The organism is Lederbergia galactosidilytica (assembly GCF_017873565.1).
GTDB lineage: Bacteria > Bacillota > Bacilli > Bacillales > Bacillaceae_C > Lederbergia > Lederbergia galactosidilytica.
Window position 1 is genome coordinate 53,107 of record NZ_JAGGKH010000006.1, and the last position, 23,923, is coordinate 77,029.

Here is a 23,923-nt window from a genome sequence, read left to right on the forward strand (position 1 = left end):
TTTTTACTCGTTATTATTCGGTGGATCGATTTTTTGCTGAAATACATCCAGTTTATCGAGTTCTTCTAATCCAGAGACCCCTTCATATTGAATTAATTTATTTACATATTCAAACCAAGTTAAATCTTGAAAAAATGTTTGAACACCGATTAGAATAAACAGTTGGAATAGAACCAGTTTAAATAAGATTCTTTCAAATCTTTTCATGTTACCACTCCGTTTTTCTCTTTATTATCGACAAGTTGGGATTAAATTATTTCATTAACTCCTCTTTTTCGGTATTCTAATTGTTTTTCAAACGTATAGCGGATTAATTGTTGTTGATCCTGATTAGATAAGTTTAAAAACTGCAATGAAACAAGGTTAACCCCATTTTTTTCAAAATTCCTAACCACTCTACACGTAATATTAAGATAGAGATAATCCTTAGATGAAAATGGCAACACAAGCAAAACTTCTCCTAATTCACCCTTTTTGATATGCAAATGGCGATTAACCACTGAACAACCGCCCGCACTAATATCCTCTGTCACGGTCGGAAAATATTTCCCCGCAATTTTCAGTGAAGCATCTAAACCAGTTTTTACACGAACAAATTCTCGTCTTTGAATCCTCATTAGTTGATCATCGTCTGGAAAAAATAAAGTTAATAAAGGGATTTTATTTTTCACCTGTCCAAGCACCTTTGTTCTGAATAAATAGGCATTCCCTGTTTCTTTATCAGTAAAGCTGGCAAATAACTCTTCTTCTTTTAGCAAAAAAATTACTCGTTGTGATTCACTCCCAATCGGATAGGTAATATAAATTTTGTTTTCTGAGTAATCAGCTATTTTCGCTTTAAATGTTTCTGTATTATTTTCTCTATCTAACTCTAATATAAGTTCCATACCCACCTTAATCATCATCCCATACCCCACCTATTACTTTTTTACTGATTATTTAGTATTATCTCAAAGAAATTTCTTGATTTCTAGTAGTTAGAAAAAATAGTCAAAAACAAAAAGCAATATATGTCCACTTATTAAAGATAAGATAAGATAAAGATTCTACCTACCGTTTCATGATCCGCTTAGTTTCATCTACCTCGGTTAAATTCCTAGCACATGCGAAAACCCATCTTAGCGTAAGCTTCAGATGGGTTTTTGACTAAAGAACATCTTCGTATAACGGCTCAGCGTTTTGTAATTTTTCAACCTTTTCTTCCATTCCTGTTTTAGCATTGATGAAAATTCGGTATGTGTCATCATTCATTGTACCAACAAATTCATGACAAAACACTTCTTTACCTAGCTCATTCATGACAATCGCTAATTTATGATCTCTAATTTTTACGTTTCCATTGATATATTCTTCTGCCTCTTGCTCAGTTAATTTAGGCTTAGGTATATCTCTTTCATGTTGACCCTTTAAGTAATCTGAAGCAGCAAATCCGATGATCTGCCCATTATCAAGCGCGACCTTAACCTTTATCGATTCTGGATATATAGTCACGTTATCCTGCACAGTTGTAAAAGTAAATAATCCTTGGGTATCATACTGTATACTTTCATTGATATACAAATTTTCATAATGATGTGCTTGTAAATACTCCTCAGCTTTTGAAGCTGCTTCATTTAAGCTTATTTTTTGCTCCCCGATCTCTCGATGATTGATTAGCCAAATAGGATAGCCACCTTTTTTCGTCATATCAAGACTAACTTGATCTTTTCCATTATCAAAATTAATACTGTAAAAAGGATATGCTGAGCCTTTTCCACTTTCAGTCGTTACTACCTCTTGAACATTGTCTATCCCGGCATATTCTTTAGCATAGGCAACAGCCTTTTCTTTAGATATGGCCTCACCTTTTAGATGTTTAAAATTCTGATCTTTCTTCTGAAATGTGACCATTGTTGTATCTTCCAAATTTTCTTCATCAAAGCCTTTTACTGTTTTATCAACCGTCTTGAAACCATCAATGATTGTATTATCGGCCGCTTCTTTTCCGGAAGCTAGAGCTAATTCAACATCCATCCATCTTAAATTATTCTTCAGCACCGAATGTTGAACAGTGCGTAATTCAGAGCGAATTTCATCACTTTGACCATATAGCTTCTGCAAGGTTGTATATTCTTTCTTAGATAAGGGTTCCTTATCTAAATCGCGGACTGCAGTTTGATAGCTAAAGTCTCCAATATTAGCTAGAAATTCTTCCGTTTTATTAAAGGGTAGTAAGGTTAATGGTAATTGCCCTACTTGTGTTCTTGCCTCAGAGGTAATCCTCCACACATCTGCTAGCGCCGGTGATAAAGATTTCTTAGAATTCATTGCTAAGGTTGTGCCTATTTTGTCATGTAATATATCCATTTGATAGGATAAATCATGAAAGGCTCGTTGATAATTATTTTCCGCATTCATAAGTATCGCGTTTTTCTCTTGATGTTCCTGATAGCCCCAATAAGCCGTTCCAGCTATTCCAATAACTAACACACCAATTAATATTGATCTAATCATGACACTTCACCTCCTCTTTACATGCAAAAGATATGTTTTCCAATTTGTTTAATTTGTGGACGGGTCCAAATCCAAGCACTTGTGGCGGTATCTGGATTGAAGTAATAAAGAGCACTGCCTGTTGGATCCCAGCCATTAATCGCATCCAAAACAGCTCGTTTTGCTGTTTCATTTGGTTCCAACCATATTTGGCCATCCGCTACTGCAGTAAATGCCCTCGGTTCAAAGATAACGCCAGATATTGTATTTGGAAATGAGGCGCTATTCACCCTGTTTAAAATAACGGCAGCTACGGCTACCTGACCTTCATATGGCTCTCCGCGAGCTTCTCCATATACAGCATTAGCCATAAGTTGAATATCGTTTTGTGAAAAACCTGCTGGTGTGTTTGTCGCAGATGGTTTCGGTTGGTTGCTTCCACCTTGACTACTTGATTGTCCTTTAGAAGGTCCAGATTGTTGTGATAAATCCGTCCCACCATAATGGGTAAACTTATTGCCTTTTTGGATTTGGTTCTTAACATATTGTTGATCGTATTTTGAAGCTTTAATGAGTTTTGCTTTCGTATCTTCTCCAGCTAGTCCATCAATTGGCAAGCCAAATTCACTTTGAAAATTCCTTAGTGCCCAGTATGTTCCCCAACCAAAGACACCATCAATTTTCCCATTATAAAAACCGATATACTGCAGTCTCGCTTGTAATTCAATAACATCATCCCCAACCGCTCCTTTTTGAATCACCTGATTCGTAAAGGCACGTGTTTCCTGAATCGTAGGAACAGATAGTATGATAATGCTTACGAATAAAACAGTCAGTAGCTTAATCGCTTTGCTATATCTCACTTTAATAGCCTCCAAAAATTGTTTTCCTAATCCTATTGTCTTTAGGGAATCCGATTTTTATTCATGATAAGTAAGAAAAACTACCACATTTTCTAGCCAAATAAAAAAACAGCTGACATTATTAGAATGCAGCTGTTTTTTCTTCGGTTTTATTTTGAATATGTTTTTCCGATAGTCTATGTGCATGTTTCGCTTTCTTTAATCCAACATACCATAGGAATAGCATAAAAGGAATGATGTAGTAAATCCATCTTTTCCCGACTAATATAGAATCATAAAATCCATGTAAAATAAAAGGTGTAATAAAAGAAAAGCAGATCCATTTAACTGGACTTCCACCAATATTAAATTTTGCCTTGCCAAGATAATAGCCCATCAATACCCCAAATAAAGCATGACTAGAGACTGGCAGTAGAGCACGCCCCATTGCAAATTCAATTCCATTACCAAGTAAATAAAGAATATTTTCAACGGTAGCAAAACCTAATGAAATAGAAGCACCATACACAATCCCATCATATGGCTCATCAAAGTCAGCATGTGGGTAAATAGTTAAAAACAATATAAACCACTTAAAAAACTCCTCTAAAAAAGCAGCAGAAATAAATGAATGAAGATATTCATTCACAATAATATTTTCAGCATCTATCACATATTGCATAAACATAATTGGAAATGTTAAAATGGCGCCAAACAAAAACATTTTAAATACATTTATAACAGGCTCTTGCCCATATTGGTCACGTAAATAAAAATAACTAATTAAAGCTAAACCCGGGGCAATCCCGGCAGATAATATGCCAAACATAACCAGCTCTCATTTCTATCTGTTTCTTTTATGTTAACATGGAAAAGATGAATTGGGAATGATTTTCAAGTAATGAACTATACTAATAACGAAAAGGTGAAAAATATTGAAAAACATACTTGTATTACATACTGGTGGAACCATTTCCATGCACGAAGACACCCAGTCAGGTGCGGTTGGTCCGTCTCTTAATCATCCACTCCTGGATTTTACAGAGGTTTTAAAAGGAATTGCAAAAATCACCACAAAACAGCCATTCGATCTCCCCTCCCCTCATATTGGGCCAAGAGAAATGTTAACACTGAAAAATTTGATTGAGGAAGAGTGTAGACAGCATTCATTTAACGGTGTAGTGATTACTCACGGTACAGATACTCTTGAGGAGACTGCCTATTTCTTAGATCTCACCCTCGATACTACTATTCCCATTGTTCTCACTGGAGCCATGCGGTCAAGTAATGAGATTGGCTCAGATGGGTTATACAATTTTATTTCCGCAATACGTGTGGCCTGTTGTAGTGAAGCGAAAAATAAAGGGGTCTTAGTTGTTTTAAATGATGAAATTCATGCTGCAAAAAACGTAACAAAAACACATGCGAGTAATGTTTCAACTTTTCAAAGTCCACAATATGGGCCTATCGGTTTAGTGACAAAACGAGAAATTTTGTTTCATTATAAGCCATTATATAGAGAAAAATATAATCCTCAACAAATATCCAAAAGAGTTGCACTCCTAAAAGCATATGCGGGAATGGAAGCAGATTTGCTTGATGCTATTTTTGATAAAAAATATGACGGTGTTGTGATAGAAGCATTAGGGCAAGGAAATTTACCACCTTATTGCCTACCGGGAGTCGAAAGATTAATAAAAGCTAATATTCCTATCGTTGTCGTTTCTCGTTGTTTTAAGGGAGTTGCTCAAGATGTCTATGATTATCAAGGTGGAGGAAAGCAGCTGAAAGAAATGGGAGTTATTTTCAGCAATGGATTAAATGGGCAAAAAGCAAGAATTAAATTGTTAATTACTTTAACAAAAACTGCTGATCCCCAAAAATTAAATAAAATTTTCCAAGATCCTGTTTGTGATTTTGAAGAGTAATGATTATTATGCAGCAATAAGCCTGACCATTCATAAAAAATGAAGATAAGACATATTTATAGAAAACTTGGAGGTGGCTATATGTTTTCTCTATATATGCTTGTCAGCGATGAGTGGAGTGGCATCTTCTTTATAATTTTAAGCTTTATCGCGATTCTTTATGGGGTCCTTATCAAACGGGCCACTAACCTGAAGCTTTGTTCATCGAAGCCCTTAATATTCTACACCGGTTTATTTTTAACCTATTTAACTATTAATAGTCCTCTTACCATCCTAAGCCACCTCTATTTTAGTTCACACATGCTGTTTATGAGTATTCATTATTTTATTATTCCACCACTCTTGTTATTAGGAATCCCTCTCTCTCTATACAAATATTTAAAGCAATTTAAATTGATTAGGTGGATCAAATATTTACTAATTCAGCCAGTTCCGGCACTTTACTCTTTTGCCATTCTATTCTTCGTTTATCACTTCCAAATGATCTTACAGACCTTTACCCAATATCCCTATATTCATAAAATTTACCTTTATTTGCTGTTTTATTTATCTATGAATATGTGGCGACCACTCGTTTATCCAACCATTAACCAAGTAAAGCAAAAAAAGAGCTTCATTTTTAAAAGCTCTCTTCTTCTCATGCCAGCGTGTCTATTTTTTATTTTCACTGGCGTTTTAAATGGGGTAGGCCATCTTCCTTTACAGGGACAGCTAACCGCTACCCTTTGCTTACCTAATAGTGATGCAATCAGTTATTTAGTTCCGATCAATAATAAGTATGATCCATTACTGGCCGGTCTTCTTATGCTAGCTATTCACAAAGTAAGTTTAATGAGTATAGTAAAATTTGAACACAGATTGCGGAAGGGGATAGCTAGAAAACTGCTGTAAACTATCTATCCTGTACACAGTTCGCAATAAGTCCCCCGTGTAAACGTCCGTTTTCAATAAAGATCTCATTTGCTTCATTCCCAGCTGCAATTACGCCTGCAATGAATAAATTTTTGATGTTGGTTTCCATTGTTTCTGGATTGAATTGTGGTCTTCCAGTAATATCATCAATCGCTACTCCCATTTTTTTAATAAATGGATGATCCGGATGATAACCTGTCATTGCAAAAACAAAGTCATTGTCAATTTCTTTGACTTCATCCCCAACTTGATAACGAACAGAGTGAGGAGTTATTTCCAAAACATGTGCATTAAATTCTAATTTAATTTCTTCATTTTTAACTAAAGCCTGATATTCTGGTAATATCCACGGTTTTACACTAACAGAATAATCGTTCCCTCGATATAAATTAGTTACTCTTGCTCCAGCATTATGAAGTTCTAACGCAGCATCTACAGCAGAGTTCTTTCCTCCGATCACTACTACATCGGTGTCAAAGTAAGGGTGTCCTTCTTTAAAATAATGAAGCACTTTATCTAAATCTTCCCCTGGGACATTCATATAATTAGGATGATCATAATAACCAGTCGCGACAATTATATATTTCGCTTCATATTCTTCTTTCGATGTTTCTACTGTAAATACATCTTTTTCTTGTTTTACATTTAACACTGATTCATAACGATTAATTCTTACATCCTTTTGTTTTACTACTTCACGATAATATGTAAGTGCCTGATTTCTTTTTGGCTTACGTTCTACTGTGATAAACGGCACATCTCCTATGGCTAGTTTTTCACTAGAACTAAAAAATGTTTGATGGGTTGGGTAATGGTATAGCGCATTAGCAATATTACCTTTTTCAATCACAAGTGGATTTTTCCCGATGTTTTTTAAAGCAATGGCAGCGGCTAATCCACAAGGACCGCCACCTATAATAATGCATTCTTCTTTTTGCATTTTAAGACTCTCCTATTCTTATGAACAATCACGCAAGGCGACTACTTATCAGTGGGCAAGCAAATAAAGTAAGATCCTCTTTGCTTTTCCTTAACATATGTTTGTCCGTAATTCTAAAGCACGTAGAGTTGGACATCGATTGCGAATTTGGGCCATCCATCCTAGGAAAATAACGCAATCTCCCATCTATATGATAGGAGATTTCAAAAATGAGTGCAATGAATTTGATTAAAAATTTGCATAGAGGGTTTGCATCGCTGTTTTATCTATAATGGTTTTTCCATATTCTTCTAAATACGCCCATGTGTAAGTACTTCGCTCTCCATATTCTTCCCCCAAAGCCAATAAACTCTCTTGCCTCATATTCCCTTTCATCATCACTAAGTAATATTGATCTTTAAACATATACAAAGAACTGATACTTTGCAGCCGCTCTAAATCGGACATTCTTTTGGCTAAGAAAATACAATCATCAATCGAATCAAAAACGAATATAACGAAATCATTTTCAAATATAATACTTGGTTCATGAATCCCTATTGGGAAATCAACCATATCATCATCATCTAAAGTTAATATTAAAACTAATTCGTTTGCGTTCATAGAATAAATTTCAACAGCCATTGCTTCACAATCCTGCAAATTATACATACGGCATGCCTCATCAAGCATTCTATCGAATAAAGCGTCCCATACGTACGGCTTTTCTAACATTTCTTCTTCGGTCATTCCTTTAAAGGATAGTTCATCAAACGAAATTGAATATTTAATTTGATTTAGTGCTATGCGCTCCAGCTTCACGAAACCGCCCCCTGAAGTTGCTCTTTCCCTCCATACTATGTAACTTCATAAAGATGGTTCATCGAAAAGCGAATGTACCAGATTAGCAACGTATATATTTAAAGACTGTTAACAATATAGAGTAAATACGGTGGGGGCGAATGACGAGCTGATGTTACCATACATAAAGAGTGAAAATTTGTCAGGACTAGAAATGCGAAAAGGGAATGTGTTAAAAGGATAACGGATGCTTTCTAAAAAAGGAGGAATGCTATTCTCTTCTTGGGTTCTAGGTTATTTAACGATCATCCTCTATCAATATAGATGTCTGAGTATGAGTGCAATCTTTCAGCTTATTCATCCTTTTTTAAAATTAATAAATGCGTCTCAGGTTTGGCGCCAAGGCGCAAAGGCAATAAAGAAGTGCCGTATCCATTGCTGACCAAAAGACGAGTACCATTCCTTACACTCATACCGCCCTTTTTATAAGGTCCTAACCCAAAGATTCGGATCTGTCCTCCATGGGTGTGCCCACTTAATATGAGAGAAATTTGGTGATCCTCAGGTAACATCTCTAGAATAGCTGGATTGTGACTTAACATAATTTGAAATTTATTCGGCTCAGCATTTTCTAGAATAGATTCAATTGGCGGTAATTCCTGTGTTGTTACATCATCAACACCGATAAAGGCCAACTCCTTGTTAGGCATTTCATAAACTTCATTTTTTAATTCCCTCACATTAAAGCGAACGAAATGTTCACGCAGTTGTTCTTCACTCAATTCATAATCGTTATTTCCCCAAACAAAATAAATTGGTGCTATTGCTTTTAATATAGACAAATTATAGGCAATTCTTGAATAAGGCACGCCCTTTTCAGCTAGATCACCGCCAATGACAATCCAATCCGGTTTTTCGTTCAGTAAATCAGATGAGATTTTCCTACGATGAATATCAGAGATAAAAAAAATCGATTTTCCTTCCAATGAATGAGGAAGATTTTCAAATAGAAGCACTTCCGTACACACATTATCTTCAAAGGCAGTTCTTACCATGTAAATTGTTAGACAAATCCCTATGATTAAGATGATACAGACCGATATTATGATCAAGAAAATCCCCCATTCATTCTTTATCTCTGTCAGCTTTATAATAGTAGTTCATACTAATAAAGTGTCCAACTCATTTTTATCATATCATGATTTTATGGAGATTGATTATTGTTTCATAAGAATTGTCTAGGAGGATGATAGTGAATGAATTTTTAAGACGGGATGCCTCCCCTGCGGCTTGAATATGTTAGACCCTGTGGGAGAATGAGTCTCACACAGGGTATGGCTCATTACGCAGTGTCCTTGCGTCAGGTTTATGCGTAACGACTGTGAATAACTTCGTAGCGGCCTTAGTCTCATAAAGATACTATATTTCATTGCAGATTTTCTTCTACATACTAATAATTTTCAAAGTCAGTCTTCTTTACTCTCAATATCGAAATGACTGTGTGCCTAATATTATAAGTTAAATGAACTTAAAGTAAAAAACTACATACATTGTATAAACAGTAACAGAGGGAGAGGATTGTTTTGTATTATTTTCCATGCCGTTATTGCCCATATCCACCATACCCGCTCAAGAACCAACCTAATCATATGGGAAGAAAACAAAATTTATATCCACCTGTTAAGATTGAAAAATTACATCAATCTGCGCAAAAATTTCAGTTGCTTATGACCCAAGCAAGCTTATTGATTAATAAAATTAATTCTTCCTCAACATTTGCACATGAATTAATCGATGCCGCACAACAATCAAATAAAAAGAAAGTTGAAGAGCTTATTCAATCTACTGGGCTTTCAATCCCGGTCATAAGCCACTTTAATCCTGATGGGATTATATTTGAGTTAAGTAATGCAGAAAATGGAAAGGGCTGCTGCACTTTACATATTGCTCTGCAATGGTAAATTAGTACCGGCTATAGTACAAAACAAAGCTACAACCTCCTGCTTTGTAGGATAAATAGCTAAGTATCAATCTGAAACGACGTTATTGTGACCACGCCTATTGACCTGTTTAAGTGGTCTCCTTTGAATCAGCGCCATTCACTAATTCTTTGTGATTTCTTCACAAAAATAGCAGACATCGCCTTCATTCTCGCCGTAAGAAGTGATTTCCTACCTTCAGGTGTACGAGTATAAATTATTTTTGCGGATCCGATTCGCTTTTTCCACTCACTTAAGAAAAATTCAACATGTCCTTTCTTACGTCCGATTTCTTCAGGAATCGCATGATAGTCAACTTTTTTCCACCAACGCTTTCCTGATTGCCTAAATAATAAATAGCGTGGATTTTCAATTGGATCTATTAATTCTTGTAGAGCCTGGGAAAAGAGCTTTTGTTCATGTGTTGAACCACATTCCAACCAACAACTAATATGGCCTTTCACATCTTTTTCTACACGTATTTCATTATCCTCTATTTTTGTTTCTATTAAGCCAATCTGATATAAAGTTTTGTAAACGACCTTCGCTACTTGGCGCATATTTTTTTCAATGGTTGGATTTCTCAAAAATCCTTTTACTGCTTTATACAAAAACGGAGTCGCAAAAATTGTCCCTAAACTTAAAGCGATTATAAGACGAAAGGACTCTTGGATATGTCCAGTTCTTGACGTTTCAACTAATACTGAATGAAAAATTTCCGTAAATACGAAAAGGCCAATAATAAGCAAAGAGGCTAGTGTATTTTTGAATATGAAGGGACGAGGCAAGTTTTTCGCATCCAAATAGACAACTTCCTTTTTTTCACCATCCACTTGCACAGCTTTTTTCCAGCTCATGAAAAGATCTTTTCTCTTTTCAGCCCGGCTAAACGTCCATTTATTTTGCTGTTCGATTCCTTCCTGAGAAAAAGGGGGTGGCAGCAAATTCATCCTGTCAATCCCAGTACTGATTTTTTCCTTTTGTGTATCTAATCCAATCAAAGAGTGGAAACGCCTAGTTATCGACTGAAAATCATGACCACCATCCAAGTCTCCAAAATCTACACAAGCAAGATGCCAAATATTCGCTGTTTTATGAGGATTTTCTTTTTCAGTCCGTATCGCTCTCCCACGTATTTGATTGGACAACATAAAGGTGCCAACATAAGACGCAATAATAAGTGCATTAATGCTTGGCGCATCCCACCCTTCCCCTAACAATGCGGTTGTACCCACCAAACATTGAATACCACCTTCTGAAAATACCTTCGTTAATACACTGACCATTCTCTGTCGTGAAGATGTCGTCCATTTCACTATGGCATAGTGCGGATCATGAGATAATGTTTGCGTAGTATAATCAAGCCGCTCTTTTTTAGCATGTTTGTCCAAAATATCCAATGATGCTACTGGTACAATCACAATGGAGCCAGTTAAAACAGCAAGTGACAAGTCATTCCCCAATTGCCTGCGAAGATGTTCAAATATGGGAATTACTCCTAAACGCATTAAAGGTGCCTCATCATCTACTTGTTTCGGCAAATCTTGAAGATGAATATAATCGGCTAAAATAACAAGTCGTAAATCTGCCTTTAAATTTCTGGCCTCAAAGGAAACAATCTGATCGATACTTGCTAATTTCGAGGTACTATGAATCAATGTCCGTTTGATCGCTGTAGTGGAGCGCAGATACACCTTTCTTCTTTCAACCGCACCTATTCTAGACAAATCCTTATAAATTTTGCTTATATATTCTTCTTTTTCAAAGTAAGCATCGTGAAAAAGAGCTCCTGTTAATAATTCTTCTAACCACTCTAGTTCAAGAGTAGGTAGCTTCTTTCCGTTCCAATCTAATTTCCGCAAAGCTTCAAGCCAATGATCACTCCCAACCGCTTTCAAGAAAATTAACATACTAGAAAAGTAGGCTGGACGAGCCAAAATTTCACCCATATAATCATTGGTTTTTGCAATCCAGGGATGTTGTTCAACCTTCTTAATGAACTGCTTATTTCGAAATAATTCCTGCTGAAAAACAGTAACAGCTTGATGAAAGGTTTGGATAGGAGTAGCCTCTGCAGCAGAAGGTTTAGAAAGATAAATATAATCTTGATGAGGACATAATTCTGCTTCCCGTACAAGCTCAGGCACATGAATTTCCGCATCTATAGGACCACAAAGCTTGATATACTTCTCCCATTCGGTTAACCCAACATCATAAGGTGGTGTTGCGGTTAAGGCAACTGTTGTAGGCTCTATTAAACGATCACGAAATTCCATTGTCGTTTGCCACCATGCTGTTCTTAAATGATGTGCTTCATCCAAGATAATAGTCCCAAATTGCAAATCCATTAATCGATTTATTATTTTTTCTTTTTCATGGGAGGATTCAATGAAATGCACTTCCTCCTCATCATCAGCTTCTTTCATCAGTTCCTTTTCAATTGGTTTTTTATGAAAAAGACTATGTAAACCTTGATAAGTAGTAATTGTTACAAATGCAGGATCGTTAATATCCGTTGATATCCAGTCAGGTCTTTGGTTATTTTGTAGAAATAAGTCAACAAATCGTTCTGCCCACTGATTTCTAATCGCAATGGTTGGGGCAATAATAAAAGTCGGTTTATTTAAACGGAGCATAACCTCTAATCCTAAAACGGTTTTTCCCGACCCAGGCGGAGCCACTAGATGCAAATGTTTATTCTTTAAAAGGACTTCTAATTTCTCCAGAACTTTTGCTTGATATGAACGCCATTCATAACAAAAATGAATTCCTTTCGGAAATGAATTCATAAAAAAATCCTTTCTTTCCTTAATAACATAGTATACGTTTAAAAAAGAGGAAAGTTTCATATTGACTATAATACGCTTTACAACAGGTGTTCTAAATAGTAGCTTGATAAAGCTACCATCAATCAAAGATAAAGCAAGTAATCATTCTTAATAAAATAATTACTTGCTTTGATGGTATAAGTTAATATCATAACTTTTCTTCATTTTCTCATAAATTTTATGTCTATTTTCCCATTGTTCTCCTTTCCATAAATCTCCACTTTTATCTATGACTTCACATCTTAGTGCATGATAATCTTTTTCACTTTTCGTCTTTTTTTCGAAAACAATTTTTACAGCACCGAATAAACTAAAAGCGATCAATAATAAAAATATAAAATGATTTTTTTGTAAAATAAAAGTAATTAGATCGAAAATAGAGGTTTGAAATGGTAAAACTGCCATATTATAAACTGTATAAAAAAGAACAGCACTGAATAAGATAGCTGTCGAAAATAAGATAAAATGCAATTGTTTATATCGATTAAGTTTAGACTTTCGATCAATCAAGCTTTGTAAAAGCTGTTTTGTTGTTGGGTCCATCTTGTCCCCTTCTTCAAGTAAGAAAGATTCCATATCTGCGACTCCCTTCCACATCTATATTATAATTTTATGTGTTTGGGAGTCGCTCTATGTCTATTATGATTGTGGAATTCTTAATTTTTGTCCTACAGATATCTCGTTACCTGAGAGGCCATTCGCTTGGCGAATCTTTTCAATTCCCTCTTGACTTTGATAATAATTCATAGCAATTCGAAAGAGGGTTTCACCAGGTTGAACTGTATGATAAACTTCCCCACCTTCGTTTTGAACAGGAGGTTGATCTTGAGTTGATTCCTGTTTTTCCTTTTCTGGCTCCTTCTTAGGGGGTGATGTCTCTTTGTTTTCCTTATTTTTTATTTCCTCATCCTGCTTATTTTCATCTTTCTTTACTTTTTCTTTCGATTGCTGCTCACTTTTATCAGTTTCTTTATCTTTCGGTTCATTTTTTTCCTCTGTATTGTCACTCTTCTCTTTTTGATCCTCTTCATCTTCTTGATTTGTCCTCTTTTCGCTAGATTCATCACTTACTACTGAATGAATCGTCGTATCTGACGCTTCCTCAAATAAAATTTCTTCTCCAGAGTGGCCACTTGTTGTTTTAGCAATGGAAATTTTATCTTTATTGGCATAAATCATAACCACGACAGGCATTAATAATAATATAATGACTAATACAAAGGGAATTGATATTTTCCGTTTCTTTTGAGTCTCATTCTTCTCTTCCGTTTTTTTTCTATTTTTATTTTTCCTACCATGAAGTTCCGCACGAGATGGAAGTTCACTTTTGTATTCCTCATTCTTTTGTACAGTCATACTTCATTCCCCACTTTCCGCTTAGCATTTAAACGAATAGAGATTCCTAACAAAAAGTCAATTATAAAATGCATGAAAATGACAGGCCATAAAAGCTGCCCTGACCATTCAAAAACCAAGCCAATCCAAACACTTAACACGAAGATATTGACGATTAAGTACCAATGTGTCCAATACCTCATATGGATTACAGAAAAAATAATACTTGTTGGGATTAACCCAAACTTAGTTTGAATGATTCCTCGAAATAGCCATTCTTCAGCAATCGCTACAATTAAAACCAAGCCGATCATTTGAACAAAATTAAGGTTAGCAAATATTTTCTTATTGATCCCACCATCATCATAAAAACGTTGTGGAAGCCGGTTCATCAAAAATAAATCTATGCATACAACAACTAGCCCACTAATAACTCCTATGAATACCCATTTAAAATCCCATTGAAAAAACCTAAGAAATGAGTGCCAATCTTTTAAGAAAAAGGGACTTAAAATAGATGCGATAATCAAAAGAATCACTTGTGTGAAAATAACACTTAAAATGATCTCTTTCTCTGTTAAACTCTTGATTAATTCAGCTTGCTTTCTACTTTTCATTTCTACTCACTTTTCTAACAATATTTTTTGCAATCGCCATTCCCAAGACTGCCTATTATCCAGGTCCTCTTCCTTTTTACTTGTGAAAAATGGATCAGTCAGCTCCACTTGGCAAATATCACAGCATAACTTTGGAGAGGAGTGTTCTATTTCTTGAAAGTAGGTTAAGGCCTTCTTCCGTCGACACTCTTTTGCATGGATCCAATTTGACATTTCCCATAGCTTACTCATTTTCAATTGCCTTCGGGTATTCTTTATTTCTATTACTTTACCCGCTCTATCTGGATTATCACAAAAAACGGATGAATAATATTCGAGAAAACGTAGCTGTGTTTCCGTCAATTTTAATTCTGCCATTATTTTTGTAGTATCGTTCAAATCAGTTAGTTGTTCATAAGCATTGATTTGCCAATCTTCAGGGAGCTCTTGTTCAATAAGTCGGATAGGTAACATTTCATCCCCAGATGCATAGAGAAGGAGGGCAATGCTTGCCTGGCCATCTCTTCCAGCCCTTCCTATTTCTTGAATATATGATTCCATCTGCCCTGGCATGTGATAATGAATGACAAAGCGAATATTCTTTTTATTAATGCCCATTCCAAAGGCACTTGTTGCACAAACAACTTCAAGTTGGTCATGTAAAAATTGTTGCTGTATTAATATCCGTTGTTCCTGATCTATTGCTCCATGGTATGCAGCGACCTTTGTAATACCATTTTGTTGGAAAAATTCTACAAATTCCTCCGTAAGACGTTTACTTGAGAAATAAATAATTCCCGGTCTTTGAAAATTACGCACTAAATCCAACAATCTCTGCTTTTTTTCTGTAAAATGATCGTACCTCTCTACAACCATACTAATATTAGGGCGATCAATAGAATAGACGTACTCTTTTGGTTTATTTAATTGAAGAAGCTGTTTAATATCTTCTCGTACTTCTGGTTGAGCTGTAGCGGTTAAAGCAAGTGTTGGTGGATCATCGATTGATTTACGTATTTTTCCTAAATTTAAATAATCTGGTCTGAAATCATATCCCCATTGAGAAATACAATGGGCTTCATCAATAACAAATAAACTTATTTTTATCTGTTTTAAATGGTCTATAATATTCCTCATTCCTAACATCTCAGGTGACATATAAATAAAACGATAGCGATTTAACTGTCGTAATACTTTCTCCCTCATCGTTCGATTGAGAAATGAGTTGATAGCTATAACTCTACGTTCCCCTAATATTTGCAATTGTTCAACCTGGTCTTGCATTAAAGATATCAAAGGAGAAACAATTAATACGGATCCTTTGGAAAGATAAGCAGGCAATTGGTAACATAAAGATTTACCCGTGCCTGTTGGAAGCATTGCTAATACATCATGACCTTGTAAGACAGCATCAATTGTTTCCTCTTGACCATTATTAAAGGAATCATAACCAAATATTTTCTTTAAAACTTCTTCCTTTGTCATCCTTCTCCTCCTAACCTTGCGAGAGCAAGACGGATTTGAAAATAGGTTGCAGCCGGGATTTGTTCCTTAATCGGCTTAAGCTTTTTTACTTTCAATTGCTGAGCTGCCGCTACAATTTCTTTTGCCAATTGAGGACCGATAAACGGTTCAATTGAGAACGAAGGATCATTCATTGCTATTTCAATGATATGATCTTCAATTGTACTTTGTTTTAAATTTCGTAAGAATGCCACTTTTCTTACCGTATTATTCATCGCCAATAGTTCTGCTGTTTTTGCAGCTGTTTTAGTTAGCGGGATCCTTTTATATAGATCTTTCACAAGGGAATACATAATCTGAAACTGATTAGGATTTGCTACGATTTGCTCTATACAATAGTGAAGAGCATTTAAAAAGCGAAAATGATATTCAGTTTGTTCTAAATTTAAAAATTCAGCTGTCTGCTTATCTGTATAGCCGATCATTTGATAGCCACTTAATCTCCAAATGATTGTAACAGGATCCTCTGGAAATGGTGTTTTTAATAATGTTGTTAGTTCTTCATGCAAAATAGGTGCTAGATCACCCATTTTCCTTTTATGATTGTATAAATAGCCCTTTACCCACATTTGAATGTCAGGATCTCTTGTGACTGGGTAATAACGGTTCTCTACATGATTCATGTATGATAAGACTTGCACTAATAAGGTGAGTCTTTTCCACATTGGAAGTGTTGTATCCTGAAATTTTAAACCATTTAAATATTGAGGAATGGTTGTTTTTTCAAAATACGCTAAATAAGCCTTACTTCCTTTGTCTGTTACACGGCCCATCAAAGTATTAGGATTATAATCCACATAATGCTGTTTGATTAAAAATTGAATATCGTGATTAAATTGCGAACGTCGTAGATTCGGTAAAGTTTTAAAAAAAGGCGCTAATTGAAAAAGATGAGCATCTTGTAAAGTCTGTGATGACTTTTTCCCTACTAATAAATGGTAAATCGAATAAATGGTTCTTTCTTCATTAAGCTCTTGCAAACATTTTAATAGGAGCGCAGATAAAAATGTCATCTTTCTCGACTCTCTCCTTCCCCTGTTCTTACAATATTTTACCATGAAAGTGGTATTTCGACTATGTCTTTATCATTCTGTAAAATTTCGACAAAAGTCGATAATAGGTTAAGCAGAGGCAAACCAGGTCTTCCTATGTAACAAAAATATATAGTTTGCGGAGAGAGAATTACAGGGTTTTAAGTATGAGCATAAATTTAATGACTAAACAGTTCTCTCGACCCAGGTCTAAAGAAACAAAAATTGTTTGTGATCTTCCAAATATTCATGAGTCAAACTTAAATCAAACTACTCAGAGAATAATATGATAAGATAAAGTGTCGAATACCGTAAAAAAAATTCTTTTTACACTTGCATTTCCATACCCATTTATTCCTAACGCGATTTATATTCTTAGTGATGTTTCTAATCTTGAAAGATTGAAAAGCCGTTAAACTAGCTATAAAATAATATGGAGGTATTTTATTATTAATACTAGGATGGAGGGAAATTCCGTGCCGAAATATACAATTGTAGACCAGGATACGTGCATTGCTTGTGGTGCATGTGGCTTATCGGCACCTGATATATATGATTATGATGATGAAGGATTAGCGTATGTGATCCTTGATGATAATACCGGAACAGAAGCTGTTCTTGATATATTAGAAGATGATTTAATGGACGCTTTCGAGGGATGCCCGACAGAATCGATTAAAATAGCTGAAGGCCCTTTTGATGGGAATCCTTTCAAATATGAGGATTAACACAAGAATTTTTCATTTTTAAGCAAATAATAAAAACGGAGATGCAATATAAAAGCATCTCCGTTTTTATTAAGTATTTTTATATGAAATCTGTTTACCTAACCAGTTATTTAGACGTTTGTAAACAAGTAAAAATACGGCCGCAACAATAAGTCCTTTAATAATATTAAACGGTAAAACAGCTATAACTACTAATTCACGCAAAGCCTCATTACTCATTGGTTCCCAACCAGCAAGCCCCATAAACGCTGGTAAGAAAAAGAAGTAATTAAGGACACTCATAAATACAGCCATAAATATTGTCCCGATGCTAAGTGAGACCATTAATCCCCATTTCGCCTTTAAACGTTTATAGACCATATACGTCGGTAAAATAAATAAAACTCCCGCAATAAAATTAGACAAATTTCCAATTGGGATTCCCGTAGCACTCCCAGAAATAAAATAGTCTAAAATATTTTTTAATAATTCTACAAGTATTCCTGCCGTTGGTCCTAGTATTAAGGCGGCTATCAATGCGGGAATATCACTGAAATCAACTGTTAAATAAGGTGGAAATGGCGGGATCGGAAATTTAATAAGCATGAGCACAAACGCCAAACTACTAAACATTCCGATGATAACAAACGATCTAACATTAAATTTTCTCAAAATCCTCTCTCCTTAGAGATCCATCCCTCGATGAAGAAAGGTTTGCCTGTAAGTAGCTGTTCAATCCTAGGTAGAAATAAGTATCTTCTCCAATTTGAACACGCACCCTATAAGCTATCACAAAATAAAAACCCCCAAAGAATGGCTACTTTGAGGGAGAATATCCGGATGCTTAAATAAGTATTTAAACTAGGTAAGTAAACATAATAACCGTCTGAAAATTAGTCATCATGAAAACATGATCCCTTTGTTTAAACACAAGGCAACCTCCATCTTCTCCCATCCAGACTATACTGTCGGCTTTGGAATCACACCAAATCCTGCTTCAAAGAAGCTCGCGGGCTTAGAAACCGTTGTTTCATTACCGCCGGTCGGGAATTTCACCACGCCCCGAAGATGAATCGTATTTTATTTTCAAATTTATTATACAATAAGTATAACTATTTGTGAAGGGATGTGCTTACTTTATTCTATTGGGAGCTAGCGGAACCTCTACAGGTTGTTCAAAATTAAAGCCTTGCCACTGTTGGGGCTCAATTCCTTCGAACTGTACCGCTTTGAAACCAAAATCTTTTGCTGCTAGTAAAATCCCTTCAATCATCCACATATTTTCTTGTTGATCCCCTCTTGCAAATTCGATTGGTTGATTAAATAAAATGGTAACAACATCTTCTTTTTCTTGAACGATTTCAAAATTAATACCACGCGGAATAATGGCTTCTAAATTCTCATTAGGACTGTCTTTCATGACATGTAATGTCGCATTAAAATTATCTCTAGACGAATTACTATCAGATACAATAAAAGCTTCTCCATTATCCGTTTCATATAAATATTGCGCTCGATGTGGTTCCTTCTCAATTGTTTGATCAGGAACAATTCCAATGTTTCCAAATTCAACTGGATTTCCGTCTTGATCTGTAAATTGGACCTTTTGAATATCGGTTAATTGGAATGTATTTTGAATAAAATCTTCTAAACCATTTTGATAACCAAAGTTTTCTCTGAATTCATCATCAATAATTACACGTGCGTTCGTTGGATTTTCAATCTTTATCGAGTTTAAAATAGGAATGATATTCATTAAATTTGGTGCTTCTTTTTCGATAATTTCCGCTCCCTTTTTATATTGCTCAAACCATTCCGATTCTTCTTTAGACACAAGGATACTAACGGAAACTGGAACTAATCCTTCATCATTCGTAAGACTTGCATAAGTTAATACAGTTTTATTATCTACATCCTCTTTGTAAAGGGCTGTTCTTAATGAAGCATGCTCAGTCTTATCCTCTGTTTGCATTGTGGTTGAATTTTCATTTGATTCTATCGCTTTATTCTTGCTTTCCTTCGCAGATTCTGCTGAATCTGAAAAAATATTAGCCTCTTGGCGACTTGTAATAGGTGTCTCATCATATGTTGCCTTTTGGAATAAGGTCGGCGAAATCAAAAGAAAAATCAATATTACAGCAAGAGAAGATAAGGCAGGAATTACAATAAGTCGCTTTTTCCTGTTCGGCTTCTTTTCCATGTTATGCTTCAGATTGTGGTAGATTTCTTCTTTTGTGCGTGGATCTGTTGCTTCCGGAAGGTGCTTAATCAGTCGAATAATCTTTTTATGTTGAACATCATCAGGCATGAAATGGGCCTCCCTTCATCGCATATAATTCCATTTTTTCTCTAAGTGCCTTTAATGCACGGTGTTGAGTAGTTTTGACTTTACTTTCGGACCAATTCAGTGTTTGAGCTGTTTCTGCCACAGAAAAGTCATTCATAAATCGCATAATGATAACAAGCCGATGATTCGTTGTGCACATTCCTAAACAATGAAATAATAGTTTCATATCCTCATTTTGGATCGTAATTTCTTCCGGTAGTGGAGCTACATCCTTTAAGCCCCCACGATCCCAATCAAATTTATCATATATCTTTTGTTTCCAATTTTTTTGTTTTCTAAAATGGTCAATGGCTACATTTTTGGCAATCGAAAAGAGCCAAGTTTTTTCACTACTTTTCCCTTCAAACCGTTTATAAGAATGGATTACTCGGATATACACTTCTTGCACTAAGTCTTCAGCTTCTTCCCGATTTCTCACCATGTAAAATAGAAACTGAAAAAGATCTTGATGATATTTATCGTACAATTCATCAAACACGGAGTCCATTTCCTTCCCTCCCCCGCTATTATATTAGTCGTTTTTTATTTATAAAAGTTACATGTTCTGACTTTTTTATTAGGTATCCGGATGATCATGCAGAAAATATGAAGTAATCAGCCATCCTAATCATTGGAAAATACTAGCCTCCTGCGGAAACAAAGAGCGGAGTCAAAAAACTACTATAAATACAGTATTGTTCTATATACTTCGCCTTCCGTGGACGAATGTTGTGTTCCTCTTGTCTTCCGAAGTCCTTCCACAGGAAAACAGACTATTTTGTATCAAGACGTAATAAAATCTCGCTTATTTTATAGTTTTGGCATTCTCAATAAAGACGTTGATGGGAACTTCCGGTCGCTAGAGGTTTAAAACTTAATTACACGCTTGTCTGGCGGTAGGCTCAAGCACAACGTCTTCCTATTTCAACGGTCTGTATAATCTAACATCCTGTAAACTCTGCGGAAAAGGAGTTAATTCCCTTGGTAATATTCAAGAAGCTATATCTCAATTCGACATTACTTTCTGATTACCCTTTTAATTAAGCAGATGGTGCACATACTTCTATTTTAGGAAACTTCGTTAACTCAACCGTGCTGATTCACTCAAAAAAATAACGGATTAAACAACCTTTTCAAGTTATTCAATCCGTTAGTTAACCAGCTATCGTTTCTTGTGGAACAAGATTTAATTGCAGTATTCAACATTTTTCACTTAGCGTTGGGTAAAAAGATAATAAAAGTTGTTCCTACATCAACTATGCTTTGCACCGTTATTTCCCCTTTATGGGCATCTACAATATTTTTGACAATCGCCAGACCTAGGCCCGTACCAGCTTTTCCTCTCGTCCGAGCTTTATCTGCCTTATAAAATCTTTCAAAAACAAAAGGTAAATCTTCTTCCGGTATCCCACTTCCATTATCAGAAACCTTTATCGTTATACCAGCGGCATTTCTTGTTTGTGTAACAGTTACACACCCATTTTCAGCTGTATGTCTAATGGCATTATCGATCAAATTCGTTAGAACTTGTTCTATCCGATCAGGGTCCATAGAAAACAACTGGTTATCGCTTAACTGACTTTCTAATTTTACCTGTTTTTCCTTCGCTATGCCACCAAATTTATGCATAATTCGTTGAATAAATGCACCAATTTCTAGATTATCATAATTTAAAGACATATGGCCTGCTTCCATTTTAGCCAAATCTAATAATTCATTAACAAGTCGACCAATCCGTAAAGATTCATCATAAATAATTTTAGCCAATTCTTTCTTTTCCTCTTCAGAATCGACAATGTCGTCAATAATAGCCTCACTATATCCTTGTAGCATAGAAATTGGCGTTCGCAATTCATGCGAAACATTGGAGACGAAATCATTTCTTAACTTATCAAGTCGTCTCTCCTCCGTCATATCTCGGATAACTGCGACAGCTCCTCTAACACTTTGCTGATTCTGTGTATATAAGGGGCTGACAATGACAACATAATAGCGACCTTGTATTTTTAATTCTTCCGTTTGTTCTGTTTCAGTCGATATTGCTTGTGCCAAGAGATCAGCTAGTTCGCCTGGGATTAAATTTTTGCTGGTCTTCCCTTCATTATGCCATTGTTGCAAAAATCGTTCCGCAGGAGGATTAGTAATCAGTACATCTCCACTCTTACTAAATGTCATGACTCCATCCGCCATACTACTTAAAATGCTTTTCAGTTGCTCCTTTTCTTGGCTTAAGACATTCATATTTATTTTCAATCTTTTGGCCATTTGGTTAAAAGCTATCGCCAATTCTCCAATTTCATCGTGACTTAAGAAAGGAACTTTTGTATCAAATTCCCCTTTCGATACTTGAAATGCAGCTTCTTTCATTTTTCTTAACGGGGCAGTAATCCTTGTAGAGAGGAAAAAAGCGAAAAAAGTTGTCAAAACGATGGCAATTCCTGCAGAAAGCAAGATGATCCTTGTTGTTTTCTGTGTTGTGTCTTTTAATACAGACAATGACTGATAAATAAGGATTGCCCCATTTTGATCATTGATTTGAAAAGGAGCCGCAGCGACAATAACATTTTCATATCGACTTACTCTATTCGGATATTCGGTCTGCGAAATTTCCTTTACTATGTGTTTTCCACCAGTAAAAACCTTCATTACGTCAGGGTCATTTAATAAATTTTTTGCTGGTTTTATATCTTGTTCCGGTGCATCGGGTGAGAGACGAAAATCTTCCTCATTATAAGCAATGATAACTCCTAATGGTTTATCCACTATTTCAAAAACAATTTCTTCTCCAAGCCCATCACCAGCATGGGCTTCTAAAATACTAGAAACTTTATTAGCCTGATTAGCCAATTCCTGTTCAATTTGACTAACATGGTATTTTTCAAAAAACTCTAGAAGTAAAATAGTTAAGATAATTAATACAAAGGAAACCAATACAAGTATTGTCATCCATAGTTTCCCTACTACACTTCTCCAAAGTCTCATTCATTAGCCTCAAATTTATACCCTACGCCCCATACAGTTACAATCATTCCTGCTGCTTTTTCAGAAACACGGTTTAATTTTTCCCGAAGTCTTTTCACATGAGTATCCACTGTTCGTAAGTCACCAAAGAATTCATATTGCCATACTTCTTTCAATAACTGCTCACGATCAAATACTTTGTCAGGAGATTTTGCCAAAAAATGAAGCAACTCATATTCTTTTGGTGTTAAGTTAACTTCTTGTCCATTTGCTGTTACACGATGAGCATCATGGTCAATCGATAAATAAGGAAAGACAATGATATCTCTCGCTGTAGCAGTAGAACCTTTGTAACCAGTTTGCGTAGAGCGTCTTAAGAGCGCCTTCACTCTCAATACAACTTCACGTGGACTAAATGGTTTAACGATGTAATCATCGGCACCTACTTCAAATCCTTGTACTCTGTTCGATTCTTCTCCTTTGGCCGTTAACATTATAATAGGAGTGTCTTTTTGTTCCCGTATTTCATTACATACCTCAATACCATCTTTTTCCGGCATCATTAAATCAAGCAATATACAATCATAATTATGCTCTAAAGCAAGTTCTAGGGCAGTATTTCCATCACCAGCTTCTTCAATTACATAATTTTCTCTCTCTAAATACATCCTAAGCAATCTACGAATACGATCTTCATCATCAACTACAAGAATTTTCACTTGCTGATTCATTATGTACCCTCCCTAAATAATCTGGCTATTT

23 protein-coding genes and 1 riboswitch are annotated in these 23,923 nt (G+C 35.5%); of the genes, 4 read left to right on the forward strand and 19 right to left on the reverse strand.

Translation table 11 applies throughout. The features are described from left to right. Positions 1-3 precede the first annotated feature (3 nt). The 5 genes from J2Z23_RS07745 to prsW form a co-directional block, all read right to left on the reverse strand. Positions 4-207 carry a DUF5359 family protein gene (locus J2Z23_RS07745; RefSeq protein ID WP_057989240.1) on the reverse strand — a complete coding sequence of 68 codons (204 nt, stop codon included), beginning with the start codon at positions 205-207 and terminating at the stop codon, positions 4-6. A gap of 41 nt (positions 208-248) precedes the next feature. Beyond that, on the reverse strand, positions 249-905 hold the full coding sequence (locus tag J2Z23_RS07750; RefSeq protein WP_057989238.1) for a flagellar brake protein: 657 nt from the start codon (positions 903-905) through the stop codon (positions 249-251). A gap of 241 nt (positions 906-1,146) precedes the next feature. Next, positions 1,147-2,493 (reverse strand): germination protein YpeB, encoded by a 1,347-nt coding sequence (gene ypeB, locus J2Z23_RS07755; RefSeq protein ID WP_057989236.1) that lies wholly within the window; start codon positions 2,491-2,493, stop codon positions 1,147-1,149. 17 nt (positions 2,494-2,510) lie between these two features. Further along, on the reverse strand, positions 2,511-3,308 hold the full coding sequence (gene sleB / locus J2Z23_RS07760) for a spore cortex-lytic enzyme (protein WP_057989254.1): 798 nt from the start codon (positions 3,306-3,308) through the stop codon (positions 2,511-2,513). Between the two features lie 148 nt (positions 3,309-3,456). Then, a complete protein-coding gene (gene prsW, locus J2Z23_RS07765; RefSeq protein WP_057989234.1) occupies positions 3,457-4,143 on the reverse strand; it encodes a glutamic-type intramembrane protease PrsW in 687 nt (228 codons plus the stop codon). A gap of 106 nt (positions 4,144-4,249) precedes the next feature. Between prsW and J2Z23_RS07770 the strand changes: the two genes are divergently transcribed. Together J2Z23_RS07770 and J2Z23_RS07775 are read left to right on the forward strand one after the other, a co-directional pair. Further along, entirely contained in the window at positions 4,250-5,242 is a 993-nt protein-coding gene (locus tag J2Z23_RS07770) for an asparaginase (RefSeq protein WP_082881164.1), read from the forward strand. A 96-nt stretch (positions 5,243-5,338) separates the two neighbouring features. After that, entirely contained in the window at positions 5,339-6,133 is a 795-nt protein-coding gene (locus J2Z23_RS07775) for a cytochrome c oxidase assembly protein (RefSeq protein WP_238482668.1), read from the forward strand. 1 nt (position 6,134) lies between these two features. Here the strand turns inward: J2Z23_RS07775 and J2Z23_RS07780 are convergent, their stop codons facing one another. From J2Z23_RS07780 to J2Z23_RS07790, 3 genes are all read right to left on the reverse strand, one after another. Then, positions 6,135-7,094 (reverse strand): YpdA family putative bacillithiol disulfide reductase, encoded by a 960-nt coding sequence (locus J2Z23_RS07780; RefSeq protein WP_057989231.1) that lies wholly within the window; start codon positions 7,092-7,094, stop codon positions 6,135-6,137. A 228-nt stretch (positions 7,095-7,322) separates the two neighbouring features. After that, positions 7,323-7,895, reverse strand: coding sequence for an adaptor protein MecA (locus J2Z23_RS07785; RefSeq protein WP_057989228.1), 573 nt, complete (start codon positions 7,893-7,895; stop codon positions 7,323-7,325). 332 nt (positions 7,896-8,227) lie between these two features. Continuing rightward, positions 8,228-8,986, reverse strand: a complete 759-nt coding sequence (locus J2Z23_RS07790) for a metallophosphoesterase (RefSeq protein ID WP_057989227.1) — start codon at positions 8,984-8,986, stop codon at positions 8,228-8,230. 537 nt (positions 8,987-9,523) lie between these two features. Between J2Z23_RS07790 and J2Z23_RS07795 the strand changes: the two genes are divergently transcribed. After that, positions 9,524-9,835: a YuzC family spore coat inner layer protein gene (locus J2Z23_RS07795; RefSeq protein WP_064467458.1), complete on the forward strand. Its 312-nt coding sequence runs from the start codon at positions 9,524-9,526 to the stop codon at positions 9,833-9,835. A gap of 128 nt (positions 9,836-9,963) precedes the next feature. Here the strand turns inward: J2Z23_RS07795 and J2Z23_RS07800 are convergent, their stop codons facing one another. The 6 genes from J2Z23_RS07800 to J2Z23_RS07825 form a co-directional block, all read right to left on the reverse strand. Next, positions 9,964-12,642, reverse strand: coding sequence for a DEAD/DEAH box helicase family protein (locus J2Z23_RS07800; RefSeq protein ID WP_064467459.1), 2,679 nt, complete (start codon positions 12,640-12,642; stop codon positions 9,964-9,966). 159 nt (positions 12,643-12,801) lie between these two features. Continuing rightward, entirely contained in the window at positions 12,802-13,257 is a 456-nt protein-coding gene (locus J2Z23_RS07805) for a DUF2663 family protein (protein ID WP_057989223.1), read from the reverse strand. Positions 13,258-13,320: 63 nt separating this feature from the next. Continuing rightward, positions 13,321-14,037 (reverse strand): LysM peptidoglycan-binding domain-containing protein, encoded by a 717-nt coding sequence (locus J2Z23_RS07810; RefSeq protein ID WP_209973609.1) that lies wholly within the window; start codon positions 14,035-14,037, stop codon positions 13,321-13,323. Beyond that, a complete protein-coding gene (locus J2Z23_RS07815) occupies positions 14,034-14,633 on the reverse strand; it encodes a CPBP family intramembrane glutamic endopeptidase (protein ID WP_209973611.1) in 600 nt (199 codons plus the stop codon). Before J2Z23_RS07815 ends, J2Z23_RS07810 begins: the two co-directional genes overlap by 4 nt. A gap of 6 nt (positions 14,634-14,639) precedes the next feature. After that, positions 14,640-16,097, reverse strand: a complete 1,458-nt coding sequence (locus J2Z23_RS07820; RefSeq protein ID WP_057989217.1) for a RecQ family ATP-dependent DNA helicase — start codon at positions 16,095-16,097, stop codon at positions 14,640-14,642. After that, complete coding sequence (locus tag J2Z23_RS07825) at positions 16,094-17,149, reverse strand: YpbB family protein (RefSeq protein WP_057989215.1); 1,056 nt, start codon at positions 17,147-17,149, stop codon at positions 16,094-16,096. Before J2Z23_RS07825 ends, J2Z23_RS07820 begins: the two co-directional genes overlap by 4 nt. A 494-nt stretch (positions 17,150-17,643) precedes the next feature. Here J2Z23_RS07825 and J2Z23_RS07830 point away from each other — a divergent pair, with 494 nt between their 5' ends. Beyond that, on the forward strand, positions 17,644-17,895 hold the full coding sequence (locus J2Z23_RS07830) for a ferredoxin (RefSeq protein WP_057989213.1): 252 nt from the start codon (positions 17,644-17,646) through the stop codon (positions 17,893-17,895). Between the two features lie 69 nt (positions 17,896-17,964). Here J2Z23_RS07830 and J2Z23_RS07835 read toward each other — a convergent pair whose 3' ends face one another. From J2Z23_RS07835 to J2Z23_RS07855, 5 genes are all read right to left on the reverse strand, one after another. Next, positions 17,965-18,546, reverse strand: a complete 582-nt coding sequence (locus J2Z23_RS07835) for an ECF transporter S component (RefSeq protein WP_057989212.1) — start codon at positions 18,544-18,546, stop codon at positions 17,965-17,967. Positions 18,547-18,813: 267 nt separating this feature from the next. Beyond that, positions 18,814-18,948, reverse strand: a riboswitch (FMN riboswitch). 58 nt (positions 18,949-19,006) lie between these two features. Continuing rightward, positions 19,007-20,182, reverse strand: a complete 1,176-nt coding sequence (locus J2Z23_RS07840; protein ID WP_057987872.1) for a hypothetical protein — start codon at positions 20,180-20,182, stop codon at positions 19,007-19,009. Beyond that, complete coding sequence (sigX, locus tag J2Z23_RS07845; protein ID WP_057987869.1) at positions 20,175-20,708, reverse strand: RNA polymerase sigma factor SigX; 534 nt, start codon at positions 20,706-20,708, stop codon at positions 20,175-20,177. Before sigX ends, J2Z23_RS07840 begins: the two co-directional genes overlap by 8 nt. Positions 20,709-21,409: 701 nt before the next feature. Beyond that, on the reverse strand, positions 21,410-23,182 hold the full coding sequence (locus tag J2Z23_RS07850) for an ATP-binding protein (protein WP_057987867.1): 1,773 nt from the start codon (positions 23,180-23,182) through the stop codon (positions 21,410-21,412). Further along, complete coding sequence (locus J2Z23_RS07855; RefSeq protein ID WP_057987865.1) at positions 23,179-23,892, reverse strand: response regulator transcription factor; 714 nt, start codon at positions 23,890-23,892, stop codon at positions 23,179-23,181. The genes J2Z23_RS07850 and J2Z23_RS07855 overlap by 4 nt, the downstream gene beginning before the upstream one ends. Positions 23,893-23,923 lie beyond the last annotated feature (31 nt).